This window comes from Streptosporangium sp. NPDC050284 (genome assembly GCF_044459525.1).
Classification (GTDB): Bacteria; Actinomycetota; Actinomycetes; order Streptosporangiales; family Streptosporangiaceae; genus Streptosporangium.
On record NZ_JBITIZ010000003.1, the window covers coordinates 519280 to 541468 of the forward strand.

Here is a 22189-nt window from a genome sequence, read left to right on the forward strand (position 1 = left end):
CTGGTTTTCGGCCACAGTATGACGAAGACAGGCCAAGTATGGGACTTCTTCGCCCCTGAACGCCATCCGGCATCTTCCCCAGGTTCACGTCGGAAACCTCCGCCTCTGACGTACTTCCCGGGCGGTTCACCGAGATCACCAGAGGCCGTCGCCCCGTCGAGAAACCTCGGAGTGATTTCCGTCACGGCCACCCGCCGAACCGCGTTGTCGCTGCTCACAGCAGCCCTGACCGCAGGACTGCCCCCTCGGCCTCTCGCCCTCACGAGCCCCGGGACACTCCCGCTCTCCAGTGGATTCATCCCGTCAAAACAGCCCGTCCCGACAGGAAAGTTCACTTTGAATTCACTGTCAGTTCATCTTTGTCGGGAGCCCGCTCCGGAGTCCTCAGATCGGTGTCCGGTGGAAGTTGAGGTAGGAACGACTCGGCGTCGGGCCCCGCTGCCCTTGGTAGCGGGATCCGTACTTCTCCGAACCGTAGGGATACTCGGCCGGAGAGCTGAGCCTGAACATGCAGAGCTGACCGATCTTCATACCGGGCCAGAGCTTGATCGGCAGTGTCGCGACATTGGAGAGCTCCAGCGTGACGTGCCCGCTGAACCCCGGATCGATGAACCCGGCCGTCGAGTGCGTCAGCAGCCCGAGCCTGCCCAGCGAGCTCTTGCCCTCCAGCCGCGAGGCGATGTCGTCCGGCAGCGTGACGACCTCGTACGTGCTCGCCAGCACGAACTCCCCCGGATGCAGGATGAACGGCTCACCCTTGTCCGGCTCGACCATCCGCGTCAGATCGGGCTGCTCGACCGCCGGATCGATGTGAGGGTATCGATGGTTCTCGAAGACCCGGAAGTAGCGGTCCAGGCGCACGTCGACGCTGGACGGCTGGATCATCTCCGGCTGGAAGGGATCGATCCTCACCCTCCCGGCCTTGATCTCAGCGGTGATGTCACGATCGGAAAGCAGCACGTGTTGGAACCTACCAACTCGGAACCCGCCGACGCCGAAGCCGTGAAGCCCGTCCTGCGAATCTTGCTTCCCTTCAGGGGCGAGAGCCGCCCAACTTTCCGCTAGAGTGGTGACGCGCGGTACGCCGCACGCGGGTGTAGTTCAATGGCAGAACATCAGCTTCCCAAGCTGACAGCGCGGGTTCGATTCCCGTCACCCGCTCCAAGACTGAAGGCCCAGGTCAGGATGCAAATCCGAACCGGGGCCTTAGTTGTTTTCGGAGCGCTTTCGATCTTCCGTGCCCGTTACGTGCCCGATGCCGGTGGATCTTCTTTCTTGAGAGCGGCTTCGGCGAGCTTTCCCATGCCGTCGGCGATCATCTGATCCCGTCCGTTCTCGGTGTGCAGATAGATCAGCGCGGCCCGCGTGGTCGAGTGCCCCATCCGGTTCATCAACTCCCGCAGCGTCGCACCCGACTGCGAGGCGAACGTGTTGCCCGTATGGCGAAGGTCGTGGAAGTGGACGCCGGAGAGGTTCGCCCCCTTCAGCGCCTTGGCCCAGATCCGGCTGAAGGCCGGCCGCCGCAGCATCGCGCCCTTCGCGCCGAGGAAGACGAACGCCTCGTCATGCTCGTCGGTGTACGTGTCGAGGTGCGCGCGAAGCTCCGAGACCACCACCTCGGGAAGAGCGACCGTCCGCGTACCGGCCACGGACTTGGGCAGGCCGACGGTCACCGATCCGTCCTTGAGTTCGGTGGTGGAGGCCACCACCCGGACCGTCCGGGCGTCCAGGTCGAGGTTCTTGCGCCGGAGCGCCGCCAGCTCACCCCACCGCAGACTGCCGAACGTCGCCAGGAGCACCAGCGCCCGGAACCGCGGTTCGATCGCACCGGCCAGCGTGAAGACCTGTTCCATGGTGAGCGTCGGACGCTCGGGCGACTCCTCCTTACCGCCGCTCTTGATCTGGCACGGGTTCGACTTGATCATCTTGTCCTCCACCGCCGTGTTCATGATCGCCTTGAGCAGCCGGTACGCCTTGGCGACGGTGACCGGTCCGACTCCCTCGTCCAGGAGCGTCTTGCGCCACTTGCGCACGTGAGCCGCCTTGATCTCACTCACGGCCAGGTTGCCGAAAGTCGGGACCAGGTGCAGGCGGAGCAGGCCCTCATAGAGCTGGACCGTCTTGGGCCGCAGGCCGGGACGTTCGTTCACCCAGTCGGAGCCGTACTCCTTGAAGGCCACCTTGCCGAGGTCCGGATTGCTCCAGTCCCCCGCGAGGATCTCGGCCTCCTTCTTGGTCAGCCAGACCTCAGCGTCGCGCTTGGTCGCGAAGGTCTCCGGAGCCGCCCTGTCGATGTCATCCGGTCCCCGGTAACGAGCCTGGAACCGACCGGAGGGCAGTTGCCGAACGCGCCCGAAACGCCTCTTTGTCGGTTTGCGCCGGGGACCTTCCCCGGGAGCGGCAACAGCGGTCTTGACCATTACGCGGCCCTCCTGCGTCGTGTGGTGGTGATCGGTTCGACCAGCCCGGCAGCGATGAACGCCTCAAGAGCCGCTTCGGGGATGCGGACGTTGCGCCCGACGTGGATGAAGGCGATCCGGCGTTCCTCGATCAGGCGACGGGGGAAGCGGACCGAGGTGTTCAGCCGTTCGGCGACCTCTTCGACGGTGAGCAACCGACCTTGAGCGAGTTCCGGGAGAGGCGAGGCGGGCTCTTGCCCTGTCTTCCTGGTCATGCCGCCACCTCCAGTCCCGGAGTTGCCGAAAGATCTGGAACAGAGATGCCGTCCGCTCTGGCTTGGAGTTCGATCAGGCGTGCGCGGGTGCGCTGGCGATTGGCGACCTCACGCAGCAGCCGTTTGGCCAGCGGGGTCCGGTTGGGATCCTTGGGCGAGACCGGCCGCCAGACGTAGCGGTGCGGGTCGGTCACCGTCTCGTCGGGCAGGCCGAGCATGTCGAGCACCCAGGCCCGGCGATCCTGCTTGTGCTCGCGCAGGGTCTTGTTCGACCACTTACGGGAGACCAGGACGCGACGGCCCGCGTAGCCGAGGTGTTCGGCCTTGTGTGCCTTGCCCTTACACCGGCCCGGCATCATGCCCGCCTTGGCCCCCTTGGGTTGCACGCCGTACCGCAGCCAGTTCGGGCAGGTCGGCGAGCAGGGTTCGTAGCGCAGCGCTTCGACCATCCGAGTCGCGTGGTCCCGGCGAGCGTGGTTGTCCGGGTCATCAGGGTCGAGGGGGTCACCGAGGCTCTTGGTCAGATACTTCGACAGGTAGCCGATGCACTGGTCAGCGTCCGGTGATCCGGCGAGCACGCCCTGAACATCGACCTGAGCACCGAAGCGAACCACATGCAGGGGTTCGGCCCCCTCGCCGGTGCCGAGCAGATCGAGCGCCTCGTCCCAGGTGGGCAGGAGTTCCCCGGTGGCCGGGTCGAGGTAGTCGCCGGCCTGCCCGTCCGGGTAGGGCTCAGCCCGTTCGGCCCGCTCGCTCCAGACCGGCAGACGGTCACCGTCGAAGCGGACCTCATCGACGGACGGCCACCACACCTGGTGGTAGGTCGCGGCGGCGATCGCCTTGACCTCCGCACGCGGCATGGTCCCGCGGATCGCCATGTGCAGATGAGGAGCGAGCCGCTTCTGTGGTTCGACGGAAGCGAAGTACTGCACGTCATAGCCCGCCACCCGCCGTAGGTTCTGCACGAACCGATCGACCAGCTTGGAGAAGTGCAGGGCATCGCGAGCCGCCGCCGCGTAGTCATACGTGCTCGGGTTGACCGGAACGCCGTTGCGAACGCGTCCGTACGAGGGAAGGGTCAGCGTGACGAACAGGGACGGTCGGTAGACCTTGCCGTCGGAGGCGATGAAGGTCCGCCCCAGGGTCGTGTTCTGCTTGGCCCGCTTGGGCAGGTCCGGCGCATCCTGGCGCCGCCTCGTGGAACGGGAGCGCTTGGGAGTTGATCGGCCACCCAGGACGTTGCCCCGCATCCCAGCGACGTTGATCTCCGCATCGATCCCGGCGATCGCCTCGTCCCAGTCGGCGACCTCTTCCCCGTTGTGTTCGGCCGCATCCCGCTTGGCCTGCACGTCGGCCCGGAACTCGATCAGCCACCGCTGCTCTTCGGTGGAGGGGTTGGGTTCGGCGACCGGTTCATGGTCGAGGTGCCAGCCTTCCCGGCACTGCGCCCGGCGGAGCTGGCGGTTGCGGTTGGCGCACGGCGGACACTTGGCTTCCTGGGTGGCGCCGCAGGGGATGTTGAACGACTCGGTCAGGCCGGTGTGAGTGTCGAGGCGCCGCAGTTCGATCGGCCGGATGCACACACCGTTGTTCTTGGCGACCTCGATGGCGACGTCCAAGGCGAGGGGCAGGGTGTCACGGACGAGGCGGGGCAAGGTGCGGTCGGAGCCATTCGGCGAGGGGATGGGGGTATCGGTCACATGGCCTCCTCTCGGTTGACCACGTCGACGGAGATCCGGCAGGCATCGCTGTAGGGGTCTTTGAGGAGGTGAGCGGTGTCGAGATCGACAATCACCGTCACCTCGCGTTGAACGTCCGCAGCCGCCGAAAGGGAAGGCCGTCGATCTCGGACGGGGTGCCGTGAACGGTGATTCTCATCAGGCCACCTCACCCGTCAGCGGCAGCGTGTCAGCGGTGAACACGGCGACCATGTCGCGGATATCGGCATCGGAGACGTAGCCGGCACGGGCACGCATCGGCTCAGGTGAGGTCTCCAGACGGGCGTAGGCGATGCCCGCGCCGAGGTCCGGCTGAGGTGAGATCAGGTCGGCCAGCGCGCCCCGATCCCGAGCACCGTCACCGAGGACCATGTCCACCTGTTCGGACTCGTCCAGCCGTAGCGCGATCTTGTCGGGGAACAGGTTGCGGATGCTCAGCACGTCCTTGCGCGGGTCCTGCAACGCCGCCAGCACGCCGACCCCCACCGCACGACCTTGCGTGGTCAAGGTCGCCAGCGCCGCCGAGATGCGGAGCTTGAGCCCCTTGTCGGACTGGTAGGCGGTCAGGAACGCCACCTCGTCGACCACCACCAGGACGAACGGGTCATCGACGGTAGGAACGTGGTTGCGCTGGACTCCGGCGAACCGGCCCGCCCGCTCCTGCATGATCTTCACGGCTGCTTCCAGCAGATCGGCGCACGTGGCCGGGTCGGCGGCGTAGCGGTCGAACAGGTCACGGCCGAAGGACAGCTCCATCAGCTTGGGATCCAACGCCCAGATCTGCACCAGACCCGCACGGGCGGCAGGCAGCAGGCCCCGGATGGTGGACCAGATGATCGAACCCTTGCCCGCCCCGGTGGCTCCGGCGACCAGGACGTGAGTGCCGTGAACCTTGAGCCGCCACGGGGTGCCGTCCTCCTGCTTGCTGACCTCGACCGGCCCCACCGACGCCACGGCGGGAATCGGGAGCGCGGGTAAGGGGACGGCCAGCGGGTCGCGCCGAGGGAAGGCCAGCAGCAGACGACCCGACCGGGCGACGGTCACCCGGCACGAGGTAGCACCGAATCCATGGGCGAGGTGCTCGATGCGGTCGGACCAGTCCTTGACCGACTGTCCGGCGAGCATCTTCACCGTGACCAGGTCCGCCCACGAGGTGCAGGTGACGCGGACGAGGTGGGGCAGGTAGTCACGGTCCCGCAGGTGACGGCCGAGACCGGAGACGATCATCACCGGTTGCCAGTGCCGCCGGTAGATCCACACCCGTCGCCACCAGGCCAGTAGCCGCCAGCCCACCAGACGCAGGAACGAGGCTCGATCGACCAGCCGCCACGTGGTGAGAGCGACGGGCACCAGGATGAGAAGCGCGATGCCCCATTGCCAGCCGTACAGCCAGCTCAGCATGCCGGGAGCGACGGCGACGGGTGAGGCGATCGGGTAGCGCCACAGCAGCCGCACGGCACCGGCCAGCAGTCGCCAGGTGAAGATGACGATGGTGACGACGGCAGGGGTCTTGAGGACGGCCGGGCGGAACACCACAGCCGTGTCGGGGGTCGTGGAGACGAGGTGTTGCGCCTCGTCACCGGGCAGTTTTTTGAACATAGGCTTGAGCCCTCTCTTGATTCGCTGTCTGGGGAGACGAGGGGCCGCCGGAATGCCAGTTCCAGCGGCCCCGCTTACGTGTCAGGCCGCTTTGCCCTGGTCGGACTCGTTGGCCGGGACGGTGAACTTGCTCTCGACCGAGCGGGCGAACTGGTCGGCCTCGTGGGCGAGCTGGCGGGCGAACTCGACATCGGAGGCCGTCACGAGGTCACCGGCCGAGGTGGTGACCAGGAGCGAGACGGCACCGAAGTCGAGCGCCAGGACCGGGGGGCGCGCCAGGTAGGGGTGGTTGGTGGCGCGGGCACCACGGCCGGTGTTGAGAGTGATGGTGCTGATGCGGTGAGTCCTGCGACGCGTCATCAGGCGACGTCCTTTCCAGTGGTGGAGGTGTGCTTGGCAGGTGCGGGAGCGGAGGCGCCGGGACCGGTGCGCGGGGCACGCATCTCGCGAACCTTGATGGAGTAGGCGAGGCGTCCGGCGCCGTTGACATACGGGGTGGCGGTGACGTGGTCGAACTCGACCGGGGTGAAGGGCAGATCCGGCATGGGGGCCGGCGGAACGGGCTGGACCGGAGAGAGGATCTTGACGGCCACGGTCTTCTGTCCGGGCTTGACGGTCGGGTCGGCGTCCATGACCGCGACCTGCCAGACGAGTTCTCCGGTGGTCTTGTCGCGGGACTGGACGAAGCGGCCGTTGGTGGAGGCGTCGAAGTCCTTGACCGCCTCGACCTCTCCGACGACGTAGCAGCCGTGCGGGAAGACCTGGGCGAAGGTGACGGGGATGGGTCCTTGCAGAGCCATGATGGCACTCCTCTTGTCAACTGACAGACACTTAACCTATCAAGTGCTTTGAGAGTAAGAGATGCGACTTGGTAGGTCAAGTGCCTAAGGACGTTTGTCGTGGAAGGCAGCCACGAAGCAGCAACAACTCGATGTCACTTGGCCACCGCCCCCATGCTCATCTCATAGATCCGAGCAAGAATTCAGATCATGGAATCAGAGGCGCCGAAGTCGCGAGTCTGGAGCGGTGTCCTCTTGGTCGTCCTGACCTTGGTCTGGTTACTGGGCTCTCCATACCTGTTTGCCAGGGGGATCTTAGCCACTTGGGACCGCCCCTTTGTCGACCACGAACGAGCCGCAGGATTGATGGCAGCTGCCGGAATCATGATGGTAGTGACACCTACGGCAGCGAGTGTTGTCGCGTGGCAGACCAACCGGAAAAACGCCCCCTGGTTGTTCGGTTTCGGGGCGATTCTCTCCCTGGCGATCGTTTTGGCGTACATCGGGAGCAATTAGGACAGTCCGGCTCTATCGTCCTGCACGCCGACGCCGTCCGCTTACTGCATTGAGCACAGCAGCGGACGGCGGGCAAGAAGCAGCTTTCCAGGAGAAGATCAGGCGATCGGATAGGCATCTTCCAGCTCATGCCGATCAGCCGGGAGAAGCACCTCCGCCACGACGAGGGCGTGACCGGCCGCATCACGCACCGCCGCGTACACGCACAGCAGCGGGACGTTCTTCGGCATACCCAGTCGCTTGGCCTCCTCGGTCGTGGGCATGCGCGCGACGATCTGTTCCACGATGTGGTCGAAACGCACCCCCTTGCGCGACCGGAGATGCTCGCGAAGCCCTTCGGGCAGCGGGTCGGCGCTGGTCAGGTCGGTGCCCTCGGACAGCTCCAGCGGCAGCCACACCGAGACGATCTCGGTCGGTTCACTGGCCCGGCTGACCAGGCGACGCCGCAGGAACGCCTTGCTCTTTGGGGCGATGTCCAGCAATGCCGCGATGCGGTTGGGTACGGCCAGCGCCGCCGCCTCCACCACCTCACCGTCGGAGGCACTTTCGGGACCGGTCAGGTACGCCTGTCCGGGACGAGGCTGTTCCATGGAGGTCATCGCCGGGCGACCGCGCACGAAGCGTCCCTTGCCCTGCTGGGAGTCGATCCAGCCCTGTTCGCGTAGCACGCGCAGCGCGGCGACCACGGTGGGCCGGGAGACGCCGAACTCGTTGATGAGCTGGTTCTCACTAGGCAGGAGTGAGCCCGGAGGATAGTCCCCCGACTCGATACGCCGTTGAAGTGCCTGCACAAGCTGGGCGTACTTCGGAGGCACGGACTCTAGTGACATTACGACCGTCCATCACCCGACAGGTTGTTTTACCAAGTCAGAGCGTAACCTGGCTTTCCCTCGCCTGTCACGTCACGGGCAGACAAAGGGAACAAGGGTAAAGAAGATCCCGGCAGGCAGAGAGAGGGAAGAAGGACGCTGCGGCTGCGTGGGGTGGGCCGCGCGTCGCTCTGCTGCCTGCCGGGTGTCGAGGAGCGCGACGGAGTAGTGGTGACGCTCTCCAGCACCCTCCGTACTGGAGGACACCGCCCCGCCGCGCCCGCCTATCGACCGGCGTAGTCGGCCAGAACCTTGGCCGCGCCCGTCACGTCGTTGATCGGGTGGCGCCTCTCGGCCGACTGCCAGGAGTAGTAAGCGCCGCCGTAGCCGACGAACACCCACACCGGCAGGCCCACCCGCGGACGGTGCACCATCAGCGCACTGTCGTTGTCGCGTAGCTCAGCGCGGACACCGAGCCGGAGCAACTCATCTCGCAGGAGGGTGAGGGCAAGGGCCTCGTCCTGCTGGTGTTCCTGCTGGAGGTGATCCGCAGCGGTCTGCATGATCGGATTCATCTCACGTTCCTTTCGACCCGGCCGGTTGCGAGGCAGTCGAGACATTCCTGTTCTCCCTGCGTCTCTTGGTCTCCGCTGCTCTCGCCGACGAGAAGGGCACGGCGCGAGCTGCGCAGCTTGGTTCCACGTCCCCGGCACGCGGGGCAGGGGCGTGTCTCGCTGGTCTCGTCTGGCCGGGTCACCGTCGCCATCTCCTCGGATTGATCCGCACTCCCTGCGGCGGAAGGCGGGCTGACGTACCGTGTTGCTTGATGGCAAGTCCACCGGCAATCCAAGATCGTCAGGACCCCCAAACGGCCCCCCTGAATTCCCCCTCTTGAGCCCCCAGCCGGGAGGAAGGCCTTAGATGCCCGACAACATCCCTAACGTCCAGCTCCGAGCGTGGCGCAATGAGCACCGCCTGACGCGCGTCGAGTTGGCCGACCGGATCAATGCGACACCGATCGGTATCAAGGAGTCCCTGGCCTGCGACGAGGAACGCATTCGACGCTGGGAGGCCGGAGAGGTCAGGTGGCCCCATTCTCCGTACCGGATCGCCATCACCCAGTTGACCGGACTTCAACCCGAAGACCTGGGATTCCGGCCGAACAGACGCGGGGCCGGCCAGCTCATCGAGGCCACCAGCATCATTCCCATGGACGCGTTGCGAGCCGAAGCCGACCTGTACGGCACCATGGAACTCGCCCAGGAGCTCCAGGCGTCCGACGTCGGAACCGGCACGCTCGAAGCACTCGCCGAGGCCGTCGATCTGCTCTGCCGCGCCTACCCCGTCGTTTCGGCCGCCACGTTGCGCGACCGGACCCAAAAGCGTCTCGCTCAGGTCAACGGCCTACTCGGCGGACGAATCACCCTCGCCCAGCACCGCGAACTCCTCGTCATCACAGGATGGCTGACGGCCTTGCTCGGGTGTGTTCACTACGACCTGGGAGAGCGCGAGGAAGCCGAGACCGCCCGCCGCGCCGCCTACGAGATGGGCCGCCAGGTCGGACACGGCGAACTCATGGGCTGGGCACACGAGATGTCCGCCTGGTTCGCCCTGGTCGAAGGCCGCTATGAAGACGTCGTGACCTCTGCCCGCATGGGCCAGGCTGTCGCCGGCCAATCCAGCGCCCAGGTTCAGCTCACCCTCCAAGAGGCCCGCGGACTGGCCCGAATCGGCGACCGCCGCGAAGCGGACAAGGCCCTTACTCGCGGAGCCGATGCCCTGGCGAAGCTCCCACTTCCTGGTAACCCGGATCACCACTTCGTGTTCGACCACGCCAAGTGGGTCTTCTACGCCGCCACCGCATACACCTGGCTCGAAGACAACGACCGCGCCGAAGAACACGCCCTTGAGACGATCCAGATGCACACCCGCCCGGATGGCACCTCCAACGCTCCCATGCGCGTCGCGGACGCCCATATTGATCTCGGTATCGTCCACGCCCGACGTGGCGACCTGGACGCCGCAGTGGAACAGGGCATGGCCGCCTTCGATATCGATCGCAAGTCCCTTACCGATCTCGTCAACCGGGCCGCAGACCTGGACCGCGTCCTTCGCCAGCGCTACCGGCGTGAAGCACTCAGCGAGGAGTTCCATGAGCGGTTCGTGACCGCGCGCCGCGCTCTGAGCACCCGCCGTTTAGAGCTTCTAGATTAACAATCTAGCTCAATTAAAAATTGAACTTAAGTCATTAACCTGGACACCAACGCGTCTTAGCGGAGAGAAGCATTGATTAACTTTCTTCGCAGCCGAACACGCCCCCACTAGGGAGAATCATTTTTTCTGGATGGCTCGCAATCCATTGAAGGATTAGATGCAAAACTTCTTTCTCCGCGAAGAAGCGCCCTGCCAGCAACAAGCATTGCATGAATCTCTCTCGCCGTGACAGGAATCGAATGCTCCCCTCTGCGACGAACAATGGAAATCATTCCGCGCTGATATTTTCCGTCAAAGAACGCACCTTGCACCAAGAAAGGCTTACGCTCCTCTGGCTGAGGAGGAACGAGGAGGCATAAGACCTCTCCACCATCTACCGAAACACTCTCGATCCTCAAGCGCTCTATTGGCGGATGAACGTGTGCATCCAGAGATTGATGATAGTTCTGCACTCTTTTACGGTCTATCGGCAGAGGAGCCATCTTCCGCAAGACATCACACCCATCCTCCTTTTCTGATCGTATCCCTAATATTAATATACCTCCATATTCGGAGTTGGCAAATCTAGCCACATCCTCAGCAAGCTCGCACTGCCACTGCTTATCCCGCTTCATCTCATATGGGGCCGATTTAACCTCTAGCCACTCGTTTTCAGGAATACCTAAAATCCGCTCGACCTCGCCAGACCGAACCAGCTCGTAGACTGTTCGCGGGTCGGCGAATGAATTACTAAAGAAAAATGTTGCATAGTTCAGCTCTTTCCGAACAGCGCATATCTGGGAAACACTTAAGCTAGATGGACAGACAGCCTGGACAGCCCATGCATACAGTCCAGGATCTCCGGTGAGGAGTACAGCCTCAGACGCCTTAACTCCTTCAGATCCACTGAGTCGGCATCCATACCCTTCCAGAATCGAGCCAATTCTACTTACTAGTGCCCGCAAAGGGATCTCTCTAGCGGATCTCACTGCCATCTCAAAAGGAAATTCATCGCCCCGCAAGAAGTCAACAAAGACCATAGGGCTCTCCTCCCACGGAAGGGGCACCACATCATCGATACAAAGATTTATGGCCCCATTATTCAGGCTCGCCGACTTCTCCGAAATCTCCTTTCCGGAGGCCGAATCGAGATACTCAAATATTGCATCACGGAATGATCCCAGTGAAGCAGTTGATGCATCATTGCTAGATATTTCAAAATCAACCCCTCCCACCGTCCATACAGTTAAGTTGCCAGCATCAGTTTGAATTTCTACACTCCGCCATGGGCGAACTCCATCTGGTCTACCCGTCACACCACCAGTATGGCGGAGCATCCCTGCGATGTCTTCCCCTCTGAGATCATTCGGACTGCCTTAGATCCAAAGACGGATGCATGAATGAGTGGACAGTGCACTGCCGAATTGTTCTTATGGGTTATCAAGGCGGCGGCACGGCGCGCCGCCGCACGGCCCTCCCACCGCCCGCCGTCCGGGCGTGCGGCGTGGGCGCCGGTCCCGAACGGCGGCGAGAATCGGCCCGCCCGCCGCACCGTACGCACGCCGTACCCAACCTGCCCGCCGCACCTGGGCCGCGCCGCCGCCCATAAGGTCGCTTCGGCTTCATATCAGCGTCGGTCGCTCCGCTTCCGTCTGGCGGCCTATCGTCGTCATGGCTTACGATCGCTCACCATGTTTGGCCCCCGGATTTTTCTGATACTGGGTTCGCTCGCGCTTCTCATCGGCGGGTGCCAAGCCGCAGGCAGCGCCGCAAGATACGCCCCTGGACGGCCCATCGTTTTCGCCCTGGTCGGCATCGGCCTGATGCTTGGCGCGCTCGCCATGGCAATCATCGAACAGCAAGAAAAAAAGCAAGAGCCTCCGGCGGGGGCACTCCGGCTCCAGGATGATCGCCAGGAGCAAGAGCCAGGTTCGTAGTGGCTGGGGGCTGGATCTTCCCGTCGCCGTCGTCCCAGGACAAGCCGAGCAGACCAGGGCCAGGGGTCAAGGTCGTTCGTCCGGTGGGGCACTCCACCTTGACCCCTGGCCCTGGCCCGCTCCCCGGAGGGTGGGACGACGGCGACGGGAAGATCCAGCGGGCGAGGTATGTGCGTCTGCACGGGGTTCTCTGGCCGTGCCCGTTGCGTGCCCATCAAGAGGGTCACCAAGGGGGAATCACGGGGACTCACGGGCAAGGCGAAACCACCTCTGACCTGGAATGCAGCAGCTCACAGGGTCGCGTACCGAGATCTTGTAAACTGTAGGTCAGGGGTTCGATTCCCCTTCTACGTGCACCTATGGCATTTCGCCGGCCGGGGCTCTCGGAGTCGGAGACAGCTCATCCTCGGGCTATTAACCAGGGTGACGAGGGGTCAACTACGGGCACTCACGGCTGGCCCGAGGCTGTCCTTGACCAGGGGCTCCAGTGCCCAAAGTCCGTGATCATTGCGATTTCCAAGCTTTGGGGTTCAGTAAGTACTGGAGGAATTGACTCGTAGTTTTCAGCACGGCGGGGTCATGCTGCGGCGCGGGCCATATTTGAAGGTAGTAGCCATTTATGGACCAGCTCTCCATATCCCCTTGGGTGTGATACCGCAAGCGGTATGTTCCGGGACCAGCAGGCAACGGAGGAAGGCTGTGCGCCTTTTCATCGTCCCAATCCGTCTGCCATCCCGCCAGGAGGAGCTCGCCCGACGTGGACTCGAAACTGATCTCCACGATGTCTTCGTAGCCGTCAAAGTGGGCACCCGGATCCCGATCGGCGACAGCCACCGTGAAGGACACCTCCCCGCACTGAGCGGCGATATTCAGGCAGGCGATGCCTTTACCCTCCACTTCGATGAGCCCAATGGAGTTAGTCGGGGAGTCATCTAACCCAACGTCGGCCTCGTAGTCCTCCCGATCCAGGAGATAGACCGAACCGCAGTCCTCCACCTCCACCTCCATCTGCTTGGTGTGCACGACAGGGGTCTCATCTCTGCTCATGGGCGGGAAGCATAGAGTCCGTCAGCGACAATTTCGGCTATCAGGGCAGCGCCACCGGGCTGCCCGCGAGCGATGGATATCGAGCGGCTTCCGTGCCAGATCCGTGCCAGAACAGGCAGGGAACCACGGTCAACCAGGGGGACTCACGGGGACTCGACCCGCCCTGACCTGCACTCCCGTTTTCCCAGTTCAGGGCAGCAAAGTCAGTAGATGATTCCCAAGCTGACAGCGCGGGTTCGATTCCCGTCACCCGCTCCACGTTCGAAGGCCCGGCTCAAAAATGTGATCTAGAGCCGGGCCCTTCCTCGTTCCCCTGGCGCTGGCGACTCCCGAGCAAGCCTCTCACGGCTGAAGACCGCTACCGCGGAAGGAACAGCGGAAGCCTACGGTCTGAGCCTCGAAGTTGCCGCCTGCGACTTATGCGTTCGTGAGCTGTCGGTGATGCACCGTTAGGGGCTCAATTTCAGTGGTGTCGTCGTCGACGACAAGCTCGACGCGGAACCGCACCCCCATTGCCGCACCGAGGCGCAGCAGTGTCGCTATATCCGGAATGCCACCACCGCCCTCGATGCGAGACAGGGCGGGCTGGGACATCCCGGAGCGCTCCGCTACGACCTTCTGAGACAAGCCTCGGCGCTTACGGATTTCACGCAACTGGTCTCCAAGCTCCAGGTCACGGCCCGCCTGCTCGTACTCGGAGTGGGGCTGCGCATCCGCCTCCATCGCGCGCAGACGCTTCGCCTTGTAGGTCTCCCAACGGCTGTGCCCCATCATGCGCTCCTCTCGAACACGTGCGTGGTGGTTAGGTCATGCTCTACCTCACACCGCTTCTTAGCAGCGATCGCTCGGTCGATGTCGGCGGCCTGCGTCCCGTCCTGTGTCTTGCGGAAGACCGTCAGGACCACGATCACCTTGTTGGATGGCTTCCAGAAGGTCAACCGCCAGGTCGTGCGGTCGAGAGCAACACGCAGCTCGTGCACCCCTTCGGCATCCTTCAGCTTCTTCACGTGATCCCCATCAGGGATGCCACCGGTGACGAGGTAGTCGTCTACGTTCCGCATGACCCGCTGATAGAGCAGAAAGGAAAGTCCGTCCAGCCAAGACTCCACCTCCGGCTCCAGGTCGATCTCCCACTGAGACATACCATCAATAGTATATGCACTCGATGGTAACCCGCGGCGGAGATGAGCACCAGGCCTGACCTCGTGTCCACTTCTCGATCTTGGTTGCCATCCCAGATCAGCCGCTATGCCCTCAGCTGAGCCCTTGGCCTAGCTGAGGCGATAGTTGGCCCCGCCGACCGTCTGCTAGGCCTGTACGGGGTTGAGGTCAAGGGGATTCGCCTGCGTAGTGGTTCGCCGTCCTGGTAGGCCATCGCCATGGCACGTGGAGACTTCACCGATCACGCTGGCGCATGACCCCGTGCCCGTTGCGTGCCCGTCAGGAGGGGGATCAAGGGGGAACCACGGGGAATCACGGTCACTTGACCCGCTCCCCCGCAGGTCAGCATCTTCCCAGCTCAGCGACCAGATGCGATAGAGACTTCCCAAGCTGACAGCGCGGGTTCGATTCCCGTCACCCGCTCCATGCTTTGAGATCCACTCAGACGAGCACTTCAGGCAGCAATGCGAACGCCGACACATGTCGAGGCCGAATCAGGGTGAAGTCACGGCGATCGATCGTGGCGATCTGGGTAACACCGAGACGTTCCGCGATGGCGACTACGGACACGTCAGCAGGGTCGAGGCGAGCATCCTTGTAGAGCCGGACGAGCTCGGCCATGCGCCGCACGTCGGCAGGAAGCAGATCGACCAACTCGAACTCTTCAATCACGTGATCAAGGAACTGCGCGTGTACTGCGGAGCCCATATGCCTGTTGATGATCCAACCAGCTTCAATAAGGACCGTCGAAGGCAGCAGCAGTGGTCCCTCCAGCTCCTCCAGGAGGCGCAGGCATGAGGCGTGGTGCTTGTCATCTCGATCAACGATGGCGACCAAAGGTCCGGTGTCCAAGAGCGTGGCGTTCACACTGACCGATTGAACCGCTCCGCCAGCAGATCTTCGACCCGTTCCGACAGATCGCCCTCCCCAGATGCGCCGATACCGGCAATCGACAACCGACGACGGCGACCAGACTCATCCGGCTGATCCTCTGCGGCCTCGGCCAGTTCCGGATCTGTCTTCACCAGGCGCAGTAGACGACGCGCCTGGTTCGGCGAAAGCCGGTCCACCAGGTGGTGAAGCTCCTCATGCGCATGTCCAGCGGTCATGAACACGAGTCTACGCAAGTGGTTCCGCTTGCGGCAGCAGCGCGTACACGCCAACGGCCACGAGCCAACCAGTCACTGTCCTTTAAAGTGTCAAGGGATCTCTCGACATCGAGATTTCGTGCCAGATGCGTGCCGGAACAGGCGGGGACTCACGGTCAACCATGGGGACTCACGGGGACTCGATCCACCCCGACCTGCACCCCTGTTTTCCCAGCTCAGGGCAGCAAGGTCAGTAGACGATTCCCAAGCTGACAGCGCGGGTTCGATTCCCGTCACCCGCTCCACGCTCGAAGGCCCAGGTCAGAGGATAGTCCTCGACCCGGGCCTTGATTGTTTCGTAGGTCGTTCCGATCTTCTCGGGCCATCCACGGGCCATTAGCTCGTGATCAGCCCGCAGGGACCATTGCCCCGGCCATACCGTCCCCCTCCTCGTCCTCTCGCTCTCCGAGCCGCCTGTCGATCGCGTCCGTGATCGCCTTGTCGGCCCCGCGTACGGCATGCTGGTAGATCATGGCTGCTCGGACGTTGTCGTGCCCCATCCGGGCCATCAGATCCTTGAGCCCCGCGCCAGACTCCGCGGCGAGCATGTTGCCCGTGTGGCGAAGGTCGTGGAAGTGCAGGCCAGGCAGCCCCATCTCCTTGACCACATCAACCCAACGGGTACGGGTGTTGAAACCGCTACGGCGCAGCGGGCCGCCCTTCGCTCCCGGGAACATCAGCGCGTCGGGTCCGTCCTTGACGTAGATCTTCAGATGATCGCGCAGCGCCGGAACGATCGCCTTAGGGATGCCCACAGTGCGACGGCCGGCCTTGGACTTGGGAGGACCCAGAACGAGCCCGCCCGTCGAACGCTCGATGAAGGCCGCCCGGATGCGAACCGTCCCGGCGTCGAGATCGACATCCGTACGACGAAGTGCGCTCACCTCTCCCCATCGCAGGCTGGCGAAGGTGGCGAGGAGCACCAGGGCGCGGAACCGTCGATCCTGCGTGCAGTCGGCCCGGCCGTCCATGCCCAACTTCCACAGCGCACCATCCGCCGCACCTCGCGTGGCGAAGGTCTCGGGATGCGTACGCATCTCGCCGTTCCGCTGGTATCACAGACGGTAAGAGCCGGTGCTGAGCTTGCGTACGTTGCCGATCGGACGACGGCCCACCCGATCCGCGAGATCGAAGACTTGGTCGACCGTGAGCACGGGGCGCTCTCCGGCCTGCTCGTCGCCGGCCCCGCGGATCCGGCACGGGTTGCGCTGGATGATGTGGTCTTCTTCAGCAGCCGTCATGAGAACGGCCCGGAGCAGGCGGTACGCCTTGGCCGCCACACTGATCGAGACCCCGTTGCCGAGAAGATCAGCCCGCCACTGCCGGACCATCGCCGTGGACAGCTTGCCGACCGCGACATTCCCGAGCGAGGGCGTGATGTGCTTCTTGAGCAACCACCTATAAAGATCAACAGTGCGGGGACGAAGCCCGGGACGCTGAGAGATCCACGTCTCGGCGTAGTCCTTCACCTTGACCTTGCCTCGGTCGGGGTCGGTCCACTCTCCTCTGATGATCTGGGCTTCGATCAGCGACAGCGCCCGCTCGGCATCGGACCTCCGCTCGTAGGTCTCGGTACCGCTCCGCATCTGTCCATCAGGCCCGGGATACCGAATCTGATAGCGGCCGGACTCACGCTTGCGGATACTGCCGAAACGACGGCGGCTCTCCTTGCCGGCCATCAGGCCACGCTCCTTGTCACGTCATGGGTCGACATCGGCGGGACGGTTCCGGCCACCACATAGGCGACCAGTGCGGACTCTCGAATGCGGACGTGACGGCCGACCTTCACGAACTCGATACGCCGTTCCGCGACCAGGCGACGGACGAAGCGGACGGATGTGTGCAGCAGGTCCGCCGCTTCAATGACGGTGAGAAGTTGATCCAACTGTCCCTCCCTCATGCCGCCGGACGAGTTGCCGAAAGATCAGAGCTCGGCTGTCCCTCTGCTCTGGCCTGTAGTTGCTGCAGGGTGGCGCGCCAACGTTGGCGTTCCGCCACCGAACGCAGCAGCCGCATGGCGATCGGCGGCACGTTGGCATCGCCATTCGGGACGGGCCGCCAGGTGTAGCGGTCGGGGTCGGTGGCCGTCTGGTCGCCGCCGAGGCCGAGGGCTTCCAGAACCCAGGTGCGGCGGTCCTGCTTGTGTTCGGTCAGGGTCTTGTTCGACCACTTCCGCGAGACCAGGACGCGGCGGCCCGCGTACGGGTGTCGCCGATGGACTTGGTGAGGTACTTGGACAGGTACCGGATGCACTGGTCGGCGTCCGAGGTGCCGGCCAGCACACCCTGGACCTCGACTTGGGTACCGAACCGGATCACGTGCAGCGGTTCGGCGTCCTCGTCGGCGTCGAGCTGGTCGAGCGCTTCATCCCAGGCCGGGAGGATCTCCCAGGTCACTGGGTCGAGGTAGTCGCCGGCCCGCTGGTCGACATCCCCGGCCTCCTGGTCGCGTTCGACCCACACCGGCAGGTGCTCACCCTCGAAGACGACCCGGTCTGCCTTGGGCCACCACACCTGGTGATACGTGGCAGCGGCAACAGCCTTGATCTCCGCACGCGGCATCGTGCCCCGAACCGCCATGTGCAGGTGCGGAGCCAGCCGCTTCTGCGGCTCCACACTGGCGAAGTACTGCACGTCGTACCCCGCCACGCGGCGAAGGTTCTGCACGAACCGATCCACCAGCTTGGAGAAGTGCAGCGCGTCCCGGGCGGCCTGCCGGTAGTCGTAGGTCTCCGGGTCGACCGGTGGTCAGCCGGCCTACTCGGCCCGCCTCCGCATCCGCGCGGCGCAGCCCACCGCCACCTCGACGGCCCGCCACGCCGGCATCGTCAAGGACTTCAAGCATGCATGGCAGGCCATGGACATCGACGCCCTCATCGGCCTGCTCGCCCCCGACGCCACCCTCGTCGCCGACGGCGGCGGCGTCGCCGGTGCCGCGCTGCGCCTGATCGACGGCGCCGAGCGGATCGTGCGCGCACTGCTCAATCTCGCCGGCAGTCAAGTAACAGAGCCGCTATCGAACCACGTGCGGGCGTACTTGACGTGAAACGGCACGTCGTCGCGGTGGAGGTCGCATTCCTCGATGTGCTGGCGGTCCCTGCTTGCCGTGGTCGTCCGACGCCGCTCCGCCCGTCTGGGTCGGCCTGGGCGGGGGATGCGGCGGGCAGCAGGCGGCCGGCACCGGCGGTAAGAACCCCACGTGACCTGGTAATTCCCGTCCCTATGGTCGCTTTGATGCTTGCGCAGTGCTGACAAGGACGAGACTTTCATCCAGGGCTCGCATAATTTCCGTCGGTTCACGCAAAAGCTTGGGTGCAATTGAGGCTATCTTTCGCCGGGACTGGCGGTTAGTGTCTGCATTCGAGACCCGGACATTTGTGATATATAGCCCCGTCTCCCCCAGTTCGCACCATCCCCCCACATCTCACAACGAGGTGAACCTTTGTCTGTGCTGCCCTCGTCTCGTCGGAGCGCTCAACCAGGCCTGATCACGCTGGGCCTCGCCGGCGCGCTGACCATCCATTCGGGCTTCGCCTCTCCCGCGAGTGCGGTCGCCCCCGCCCCGAACGGGGCCGTGCCCCACGCGTCCACAGCGACCGGACTAAGGAGGATCAAGTGAGATTGCGACAGCAAAGGTCGCGCCACCGGCTGATCCGGAAGGGGAGAGGTGTCGCGGGCCTGGCCCTGGGCGTGCTTCTCTCCGTCTCGTTGGCAGCGACACCCTCGCACGCTGCCGACGAGCAGCTCAACGAGGGGCTGGTGCACCACTTCGCCCTCGACGAGACCAGTGGGACGACGTTGGTCAACTCGGGTAGCGCGGGCTCGGCGGCGAACGCCACGCTCGTCAATCCGGAGAAGGCGACCTTGACCGGCAACGGAGTCAGGTTCAACCCCGACTCCTACGCGAGCGCCCTCGACGGTGCGTACGTGACGCTGCCGAAGGACATCACCGCCGACATGTCGAACCTCACGGTCGACTATGACGTGTGGATCGACCCGGCGAACGTCGGCGAGCACCAGATGTGGGGCTTCGGCAGGAAGTCCGGCTCGTGCGACGTCGACACCGGCGCCCAGGGCTCCATCTTCGCGTCGAACACCCAGCGGTTCCGCGTCGCGGTGGGCTCGGCGAACCTCCAGCAGAACCGGGTCCGCATGACCGAGGGAGCCTGGACGCACGTCACCTACACCCAGTCCCTGAACGCGAACGGCACGAGCTGGACCGGCACGCTTTACCTCGACGGCGTGCAGCACGCGACGTCAACGAACCTGACCACGCCGCCGTCGGTGAACGCCGCGGGGACCAACTGCAACTTCCTCGCTCGCTCGCAGACGTCGGGCCACTACTCATTCCGCGGAACGCTCCGGGACTTCCGGGTCTACGACAGGGCAGTGAGCCCCGAAGAGACACTCGCCCTGGCGAAAAAGACCGTCTCCAATGGCGTTAACGCCGACGCCGCCGCCATCGACCTCGGCCTGACCAGTGCGATCGTACGCGACATCGTTCTGCCCAAGGTGGGCTCCGTGGCGGGCTCGGCCATCACGTGGACGAGTTCGGACCCGTCGGTCGTCGAGGTCTACACCCCGCCGGCCGTCCCCAGCGCACGCAAGGTCGCGGTGACCGGCAAGATCACCCGACCCGCGCAGGGGCAGCCCGACGCGACGGCCACGCTCACGGCGACCGTCCGCAAGGGCGCCCAAGAGGTCACCACACGGGAGATCCCCATTGTGGTGAAGGCCGAGTTCGACGACGCGCAGGCGGTCGACCGTGACGCGTTCGACCTGGCCCTGTACGCCACCGACGACGTGCGCGGAAACATCGACCTTCCGGCCGGCGGCGAGTTCGGATCCACGATCACCTGGAAGTCGACCACCGACCTCGTCACCCCGACGGGTGAGGTGACCCGCCCGGCCTTCGGTCGTGCGGATGTCACCGCCACCCTGACGGCGACCATCACCAAGGGTTCGGCCTCGAAGACGAAGTCGTTCCCGGTGACCATCACCGCGAAGCCCCGTTCCGAGAAGCACGAGCGGTACTTCATGGGGTACTTCAAGGGCGAGGGGATCGCCGACGGCGAGCAGATCATGTTCGCGACGTCCAACGGAAACACCGCTCTGGACTGGACCGGTCTGACCGGGGGCTGGCCGTCGCTCGTCTCCCAGCTGGGCGACCAGGGGCTTCGTGACCCGCACATCGTCCGCTCGCCCGACGGCGACACGTTCTACATGATCGCCACCGACCTGAACTGGTACGACCAGGGCGGATACGCGATCAACGACACCCAGTACATCGAGGTGTTCGAGTCGAACGACCTGGTGAACTGGACTCCTCAGCGGCACGTGAAGGTCGCGCCCGACAACGCGGGCAACGCCTTCGCACCCGAGTCGCTGTGGGTCGAGGAGATCGGCGCCTACGCCGTGTTCTGGGCGCAGTCGCTGTGGAACGACCCCGTGAACCGCACCGGTCAGGGGAACGCGCAGATGTGGTACGCCACAACGCGCGACTTCCAGACCTTCTCCGCTCCCAAGGTCTGGCAGGACCCGGCCCCGCTGTCGCGGATCGACACGACCGCGATCCGGGTCGGTGACCACTACTACCGTGTGACCAAGAACGAGGCCGGCAACCAGGGTTCGGACATCTTCTCGGAGAAGCACACCGACTTCCTGGACAGCAACATCAACAACTGGACGTCGCTCGCTCCGGCTCTGGGGCGCACGACGTGGGTCGCCAACCAGGGGTACGAGGGGCCGGTCATCTTCAAGGCCAACCCCGGTGACACCTCCTGCCCCGGCCAGTTCTACCTCTGGGGTGACCGGTACACCAACGGTGGTGGGTACCAGGCCGCGTGCCACGAGAACATCGAGGCTCCGACCTGGAACGCCAAGCCGCTCACGATGACCAACGCGGGCGTCGTCCGTCCGCGTCACGGCACCGTGATCCCGCTCACCGTCCGTGAGTGGAACGACATCCGCGGGATCCCGAACAGCGACGTCACGACCACCACCAAGGTGGCCGTCGAGCCGTACGCGAGCGGGGCCCAGACGACCACGGCCACCGCCACCGTCGAGGCCGCTGACGGGTTCGAGACCGGCGGTCAGGTGCGGTTCAGCGTCGGCTCGTGGTCGGAGCTCGCCCACCTGAAGGACGGCGCGGCCACGGTCACGCTGCCGGAGGGTCTGCCTGCGGGTACCCGGACGGTCAAGGCCGAGTACCTCGGCTTCGACTATCTGAAGGCGTCGGAAGCTGCGGCGTCGTTCACGGTGCCGGGCGCTCCGGAGCTCGCGCTGACCGTGACCGCCACCACCCGCTGCGTGGGCACCACGGCGTACGTGGCCGTGACCGCGGTCAACGACGCCGCCGTGCCGGCGAACGTGACGCTGACCACCCCCTACGGTTCGAAGGCCGTGGCCGACGTCGCCCAAGGCAAGCAGGCCTACCAGTCCTTCAGCACCAGGGCCGGGCAGATCGCCACGGGCAGTGCGACCGTGACGGCGACCGCGACGATCGATGGCCGGCAGGTCACCTCGACCTACAACCCCTCCTACACCGCCATCAACTGCGCCTAACCCGACCGGCCACGGCGCATTCCCGCTACTGAACCGGGGCCGGTC

Annotated in this window: 22 protein-coding genes, 1 tRNA gene and 1 pseudogene; 5 read left to right on the plus strand and 19 right to left on the minus strand. The window is 64.5% G+C overall.

Annotation, left to right across the window (positions count from 1 at the left end; genetic code table 11):
* Nucleotides 1-384: 384 nt before the first annotated feature.
* Nucleotides 385-960: a dCTP deaminase gene (gene dcd, locus ACIBH4_RS09990; RefSeq protein WP_362503403.1), complete on the minus strand. Its 576-nt coding sequence runs from the start codon at nt 958-960 to the stop codon at nt 385-387.
* A 130-nt stretch (nt 961-1090) separates the two neighbouring features.
* Between dcd and ACIBH4_RS09995 the strand changes: the two genes are divergently transcribed.
* A tRNA-Gly gene (locus ACIBH4_RS09995) sits at nt 1091-1164 on the plus strand.
* 80 nt (nt 1165-1244) lie between these two features.
* On the opposite strand, the gene ACIBH4_RS10000 is transcribed toward ACIBH4_RS09995, so the two are convergent.
* From ACIBH4_RS10000 to ACIBH4_RS10035, 8 genes are all read right to left on the minus strand, one after another.
* Nucleotides 1245-2420, minus strand: coding sequence for a site-specific integrase (locus ACIBH4_RS10000; protein WP_362762831.1), 1176 nt, complete (start codon nt 2418-2420; stop codon nt 1245-1247).
* On the minus strand, nt 2420-2674 hold the full coding sequence (locus ACIBH4_RS10005) for an excisionase family DNA-binding protein (RefSeq protein WP_362503450.1): 255 nt from the start codon (nt 2672-2674) through the stop codon (nt 2420-2422). Before ACIBH4_RS10005 ends, ACIBH4_RS10000 begins: the two co-directional genes overlap by 1 nt.
* Nucleotides 2671-4374 carry a replication initiator gene (locus tag ACIBH4_RS10010; RefSeq protein WP_362762828.1) on the minus strand — a complete coding sequence of 568 codons (1704 nt, stop codon included), beginning with the start codon at nt 4372-4374 and terminating at the stop codon, nt 2671-2673. The genes ACIBH4_RS10005 and ACIBH4_RS10010 overlap by 4 nt, the downstream gene beginning before the upstream one ends.
* A gap of 177 nt (nt 4375-4551) precedes the next feature.
* Nucleotides 4552-5991, minus strand: coding sequence for an FtsK/SpoIIIE domain-containing protein (locus tag ACIBH4_RS10015; protein WP_362762826.1), 1440 nt, complete (start codon nt 5989-5991; stop codon nt 4552-4554).
* Nucleotides 5992-6072: 81 nt separating this feature from the next.
* Nucleotides 6073-6351 carry a hypothetical protein gene (locus ACIBH4_RS10020; RefSeq protein WP_362503458.1) on the minus strand — a complete coding sequence of 93 codons (279 nt, stop codon included), beginning with the start codon at nt 6349-6351 and terminating at the stop codon, nt 6073-6075.
* Nucleotides 6351-6791 (minus strand): plasmid replication, integration and excision activator, encoded by a 441-nt coding sequence (locus tag ACIBH4_RS10025; RefSeq protein ID WP_362503461.1) that lies wholly within the window; start codon nt 6789-6791, stop codon nt 6351-6353. The genes ACIBH4_RS10020 and ACIBH4_RS10025 overlap by 1 nt, the downstream gene beginning before the upstream one ends.
* 593 nt (nt 6792-7384) lie before the next feature.
* Nucleotides 7385-8116 carry a GntR family transcriptional regulator gene (locus ACIBH4_RS10030; RefSeq protein ID WP_362503464.1) on the minus strand — a complete coding sequence of 244 codons (732 nt, stop codon included), beginning with the start codon at nt 8114-8116 and terminating at the stop codon, nt 7385-7387.
* A 263-nt stretch (nt 8117-8379) separates the two neighbouring features.
* Entirely contained in the window at nt 8380-8670 is a 291-nt protein-coding gene (locus ACIBH4_RS10035) for a hypothetical protein (RefSeq protein ID WP_362762824.1), read from the minus strand.
* A 346-nt stretch (nt 8671-9016) separates the two neighbouring features.
* Here ACIBH4_RS10035 and ACIBH4_RS10040 point away from each other — a divergent pair, with 346 nt between their 5' ends.
* Nucleotides 9017-10309 carry a hypothetical protein gene (locus ACIBH4_RS10040; RefSeq protein ID WP_362762821.1) on the plus strand — a complete coding sequence of 431 codons (1293 nt, stop codon included), beginning with the start codon at nt 9017-9019 and terminating at the stop codon, nt 10307-10309.
* Nucleotides 10310-10416: 107 nt separating this feature from the next.
* Here ACIBH4_RS10040 and ACIBH4_RS10045 read toward each other — a convergent pair whose 3' ends face one another.
* Nucleotides 10417-11604, minus strand: a complete 1188-nt coding sequence (locus ACIBH4_RS10045; protein ID WP_362503470.1) for an ATP-binding protein — start codon at nt 11602-11604, stop codon at nt 10417-10419.
* 375 nt (nt 11605-11979) lie between these two features.
* Here ACIBH4_RS10045 and ACIBH4_RS10050 point away from each other — a divergent pair, with 375 nt between their 5' ends.
* Complete coding sequence (locus ACIBH4_RS10050) at nt 11980-12225, plus strand: hypothetical protein (protein ID WP_362503473.1); 246 nt, start codon at nt 11980-11982, stop codon at nt 12223-12225.
* Between the two features lie 504 nt (nt 12226-12729).
* Here the strand turns inward: ACIBH4_RS10050 and ACIBH4_RS10055 are convergent.
* From ACIBH4_RS10055 to ACIBH4_RS10095, 9 genes and pseudogenes are all read right to left on the minus strand, one after another.
* The gene (locus tag ACIBH4_RS10055) at nt 12730-13272 is read right to left on the minus strand and encodes a hypothetical protein (RefSeq protein WP_362762818.1); all 543 of its coding nucleotides are present in this window, start codon (nt 13270-13272) and stop codon (nt 12730-12732) included.
* A gap of 417 nt (nt 13273-13689) precedes the next feature.
* Nucleotides 13690-14046, minus strand: coding sequence for a helix-turn-helix transcriptional regulator (locus ACIBH4_RS10060; RefSeq protein WP_362503479.1), 357 nt, complete (start codon nt 14044-14046; stop codon nt 13690-13692).
* Nucleotides 14043-14414, minus strand: coding sequence for a type II toxin-antitoxin system RelE/ParE family toxin (locus ACIBH4_RS10065; RefSeq protein WP_362503482.1), 372 nt, complete (start codon nt 14412-14414; stop codon nt 14043-14045). Before ACIBH4_RS10065 ends, ACIBH4_RS10060 begins: the two co-directional genes overlap by 4 nt.
* Nucleotides 14415-14874: 460 nt before the next feature.
* Nucleotides 14875-15300 (minus strand): PIN domain-containing protein, encoded by a 426-nt coding sequence (locus tag ACIBH4_RS10070; protein ID WP_362503485.1) that lies wholly within the window; start codon nt 15298-15300, stop codon nt 14875-14877.
* Entirely contained in the window at nt 15297-15542 is a 246-nt protein-coding gene (locus ACIBH4_RS10075; protein WP_362503488.1) for a hypothetical protein, read from the minus strand. Before ACIBH4_RS10075 ends, ACIBH4_RS10070 begins: the two co-directional genes overlap by 4 nt.
* Nucleotides 15543-15928: 386 nt before the next feature.
* Nucleotides 15929-16618 (minus strand): site-specific integrase, encoded by a 690-nt coding sequence (locus tag ACIBH4_RS10080; RefSeq protein WP_362762815.1) that lies wholly within the window; start codon nt 16616-16618, stop codon nt 15929-15931.
* Between the two features lie 18 nt (nt 16619-16636).
* Complete coding sequence (locus tag ACIBH4_RS10085; protein ID WP_362762812.1) at nt 16637-17260, minus strand: N-terminal phage integrase SAM-like domain-containing protein; 624 nt, start codon at nt 17258-17260, stop codon at nt 16637-16639.
* Nucleotides 17260-17466, minus strand: coding sequence for a helix-turn-helix domain-containing protein (locus ACIBH4_RS10090; RefSeq protein WP_362503493.1), 207 nt, complete (start codon nt 17464-17466; stop codon nt 17260-17262). Before ACIBH4_RS10090 ends, ACIBH4_RS10085 begins: the two co-directional genes overlap by 1 nt.
* A gap of 11 nt (nt 17467-17477) precedes the next feature.
* Nucleotides 17478-18325: pseudogene (locus tag ACIBH4_RS10095) on the minus strand (replication initiator); the annotation flags it as partial.
* A 112-nt stretch (nt 18326-18437) separates the two neighbouring features.
* Between ACIBH4_RS10095 and ACIBH4_RS10100 the strand changes: the two are divergent.
* Nucleotides 18438-18626 (plus strand): hypothetical protein, encoded by a 189-nt coding sequence (locus ACIBH4_RS10100; protein ID WP_362762809.1) that lies wholly within the window; start codon nt 18438-18440, stop codon nt 18624-18626.
* Nucleotides 18627-19195: 569 nt separating this feature from the next.
* On the plus strand, nt 19196-22144 hold the full coding sequence (locus tag ACIBH4_RS10105) for an immunoglobulin-like domain-containing protein (RefSeq protein WP_362762807.1): 2949 nt from the start codon (nt 19196-19198) through the stop codon (nt 22142-22144).
* The last annotated feature ends 45 nt before the right edge of the window (nt 22145-22189 follow it).

Bases quoted from the DNA above. Each gene is read 5' to 3' on its own strand.
- ACIBH4_RS10035 (WP_362762824.1), bottom strand. From the start codon at position 8,670: ATGAATCCGATCATGCAGACCGCTGCGGATCACCTCCAGCAGGAACAC.
- ACIBH4_RS10025 (WP_362503461.1), bottom strand. From the start codon at position 6,791: ATGGCTCTGCAAGGACCCATCCCCGTCACCTTCGCCCAGGTCTTCCCG.
- ACIBH4_RS10085 (WP_362762812.1), bottom strand. From the start codon at position 17,260: ATGGCCGGCAAGGAGAGCCGCCGTCGTTTCGGCAGTATCCGCAAGCGT.
- ACIBH4_RS10005 (WP_362503450.1), bottom strand. From the start codon at position 2,674: ATGACCAGGAAGACAGGGCAAGAGCCCGCCTCGCCTCTCCCGGAACTC.
- ACIBH4_RS10000 (WP_362762831.1), bottom strand. From the start codon at position 2,420: ATGGTCAAGACCGCTGTTGCCGCTCCCGGGGAAGGTCCCCGGCGCAAA.
- ACIBH4_RS10050 (WP_362503473.1), top strand. From the start codon at position 11,980: ATGTTTGGCCCCCGGATTTTTCTGATACTGGGTTCGCTCGCGCTTCTC.
- ACIBH4_RS10080 (WP_362762815.1), bottom strand. From the start codon at position 16,618: ATGCGTACGCATCCCGAGACCTTCGCCACGCGAGGTGCGGCGGATGGT.
- ACIBH4_RS10065 (WP_362503482.1), bottom strand. From the start codon at position 14,414: ATGTCTCAGTGGGAGATCGACCTGGAGCCGGAGGTGGAGTCTTGGCTG.
- ACIBH4_RS10020 (WP_362503458.1), bottom strand. From the start codon at position 6,351: ATGACGCGTCGCAGGACTCACCGCATCAGCACCATCACTCTCAACACC.
- ACIBH4_RS10100 (WP_362762809.1), top strand. From the start codon at position 18,438: ATGGACATCGACGCCCTCATCGGCCTGCTCGCCCCCGACGCCACCCTC.
- ACIBH4_RS10060 (WP_362503479.1), bottom strand. From the start codon at position 14,046: ATGATGGGGCACAGCCGTTGGGAGACCTACAAGGCGAAGCGTCTGCGC.
- ACIBH4_RS10075 (WP_362503488.1), bottom strand. From the start codon at position 15,542: ATGACCGCTGGACATGCGCATGAGGAGCTTCACCACCTGGTGGACCGG.
- ACIBH4_RS10030 (WP_362503464.1), bottom strand. From the start codon at position 8,116: ATGTCACTAGAGTCCGTGCCTCCGAAGTACGCCCAGCTTGTGCAGGCA.
- ACIBH4_RS10040 (WP_362762821.1), top strand. From the start codon at position 9,017: ATGCCCGACAACATCCCTAACGTCCAGCTCCGAGCGTGGCGCAATGAG.
- ACIBH4_RS10055 (WP_362762818.1), bottom strand. From the start codon at position 13,272: ATGAGCAGAGATGAGACCCCTGTCGTGCACACCAAGCAGATGGAGGTG.
- ACIBH4_RS10015 (WP_362762826.1), bottom strand. From the start codon at position 5,991: ATGTTCAAAAAACTGCCCGGTGACGAGGCGCAACACCTCGTCTCCACG.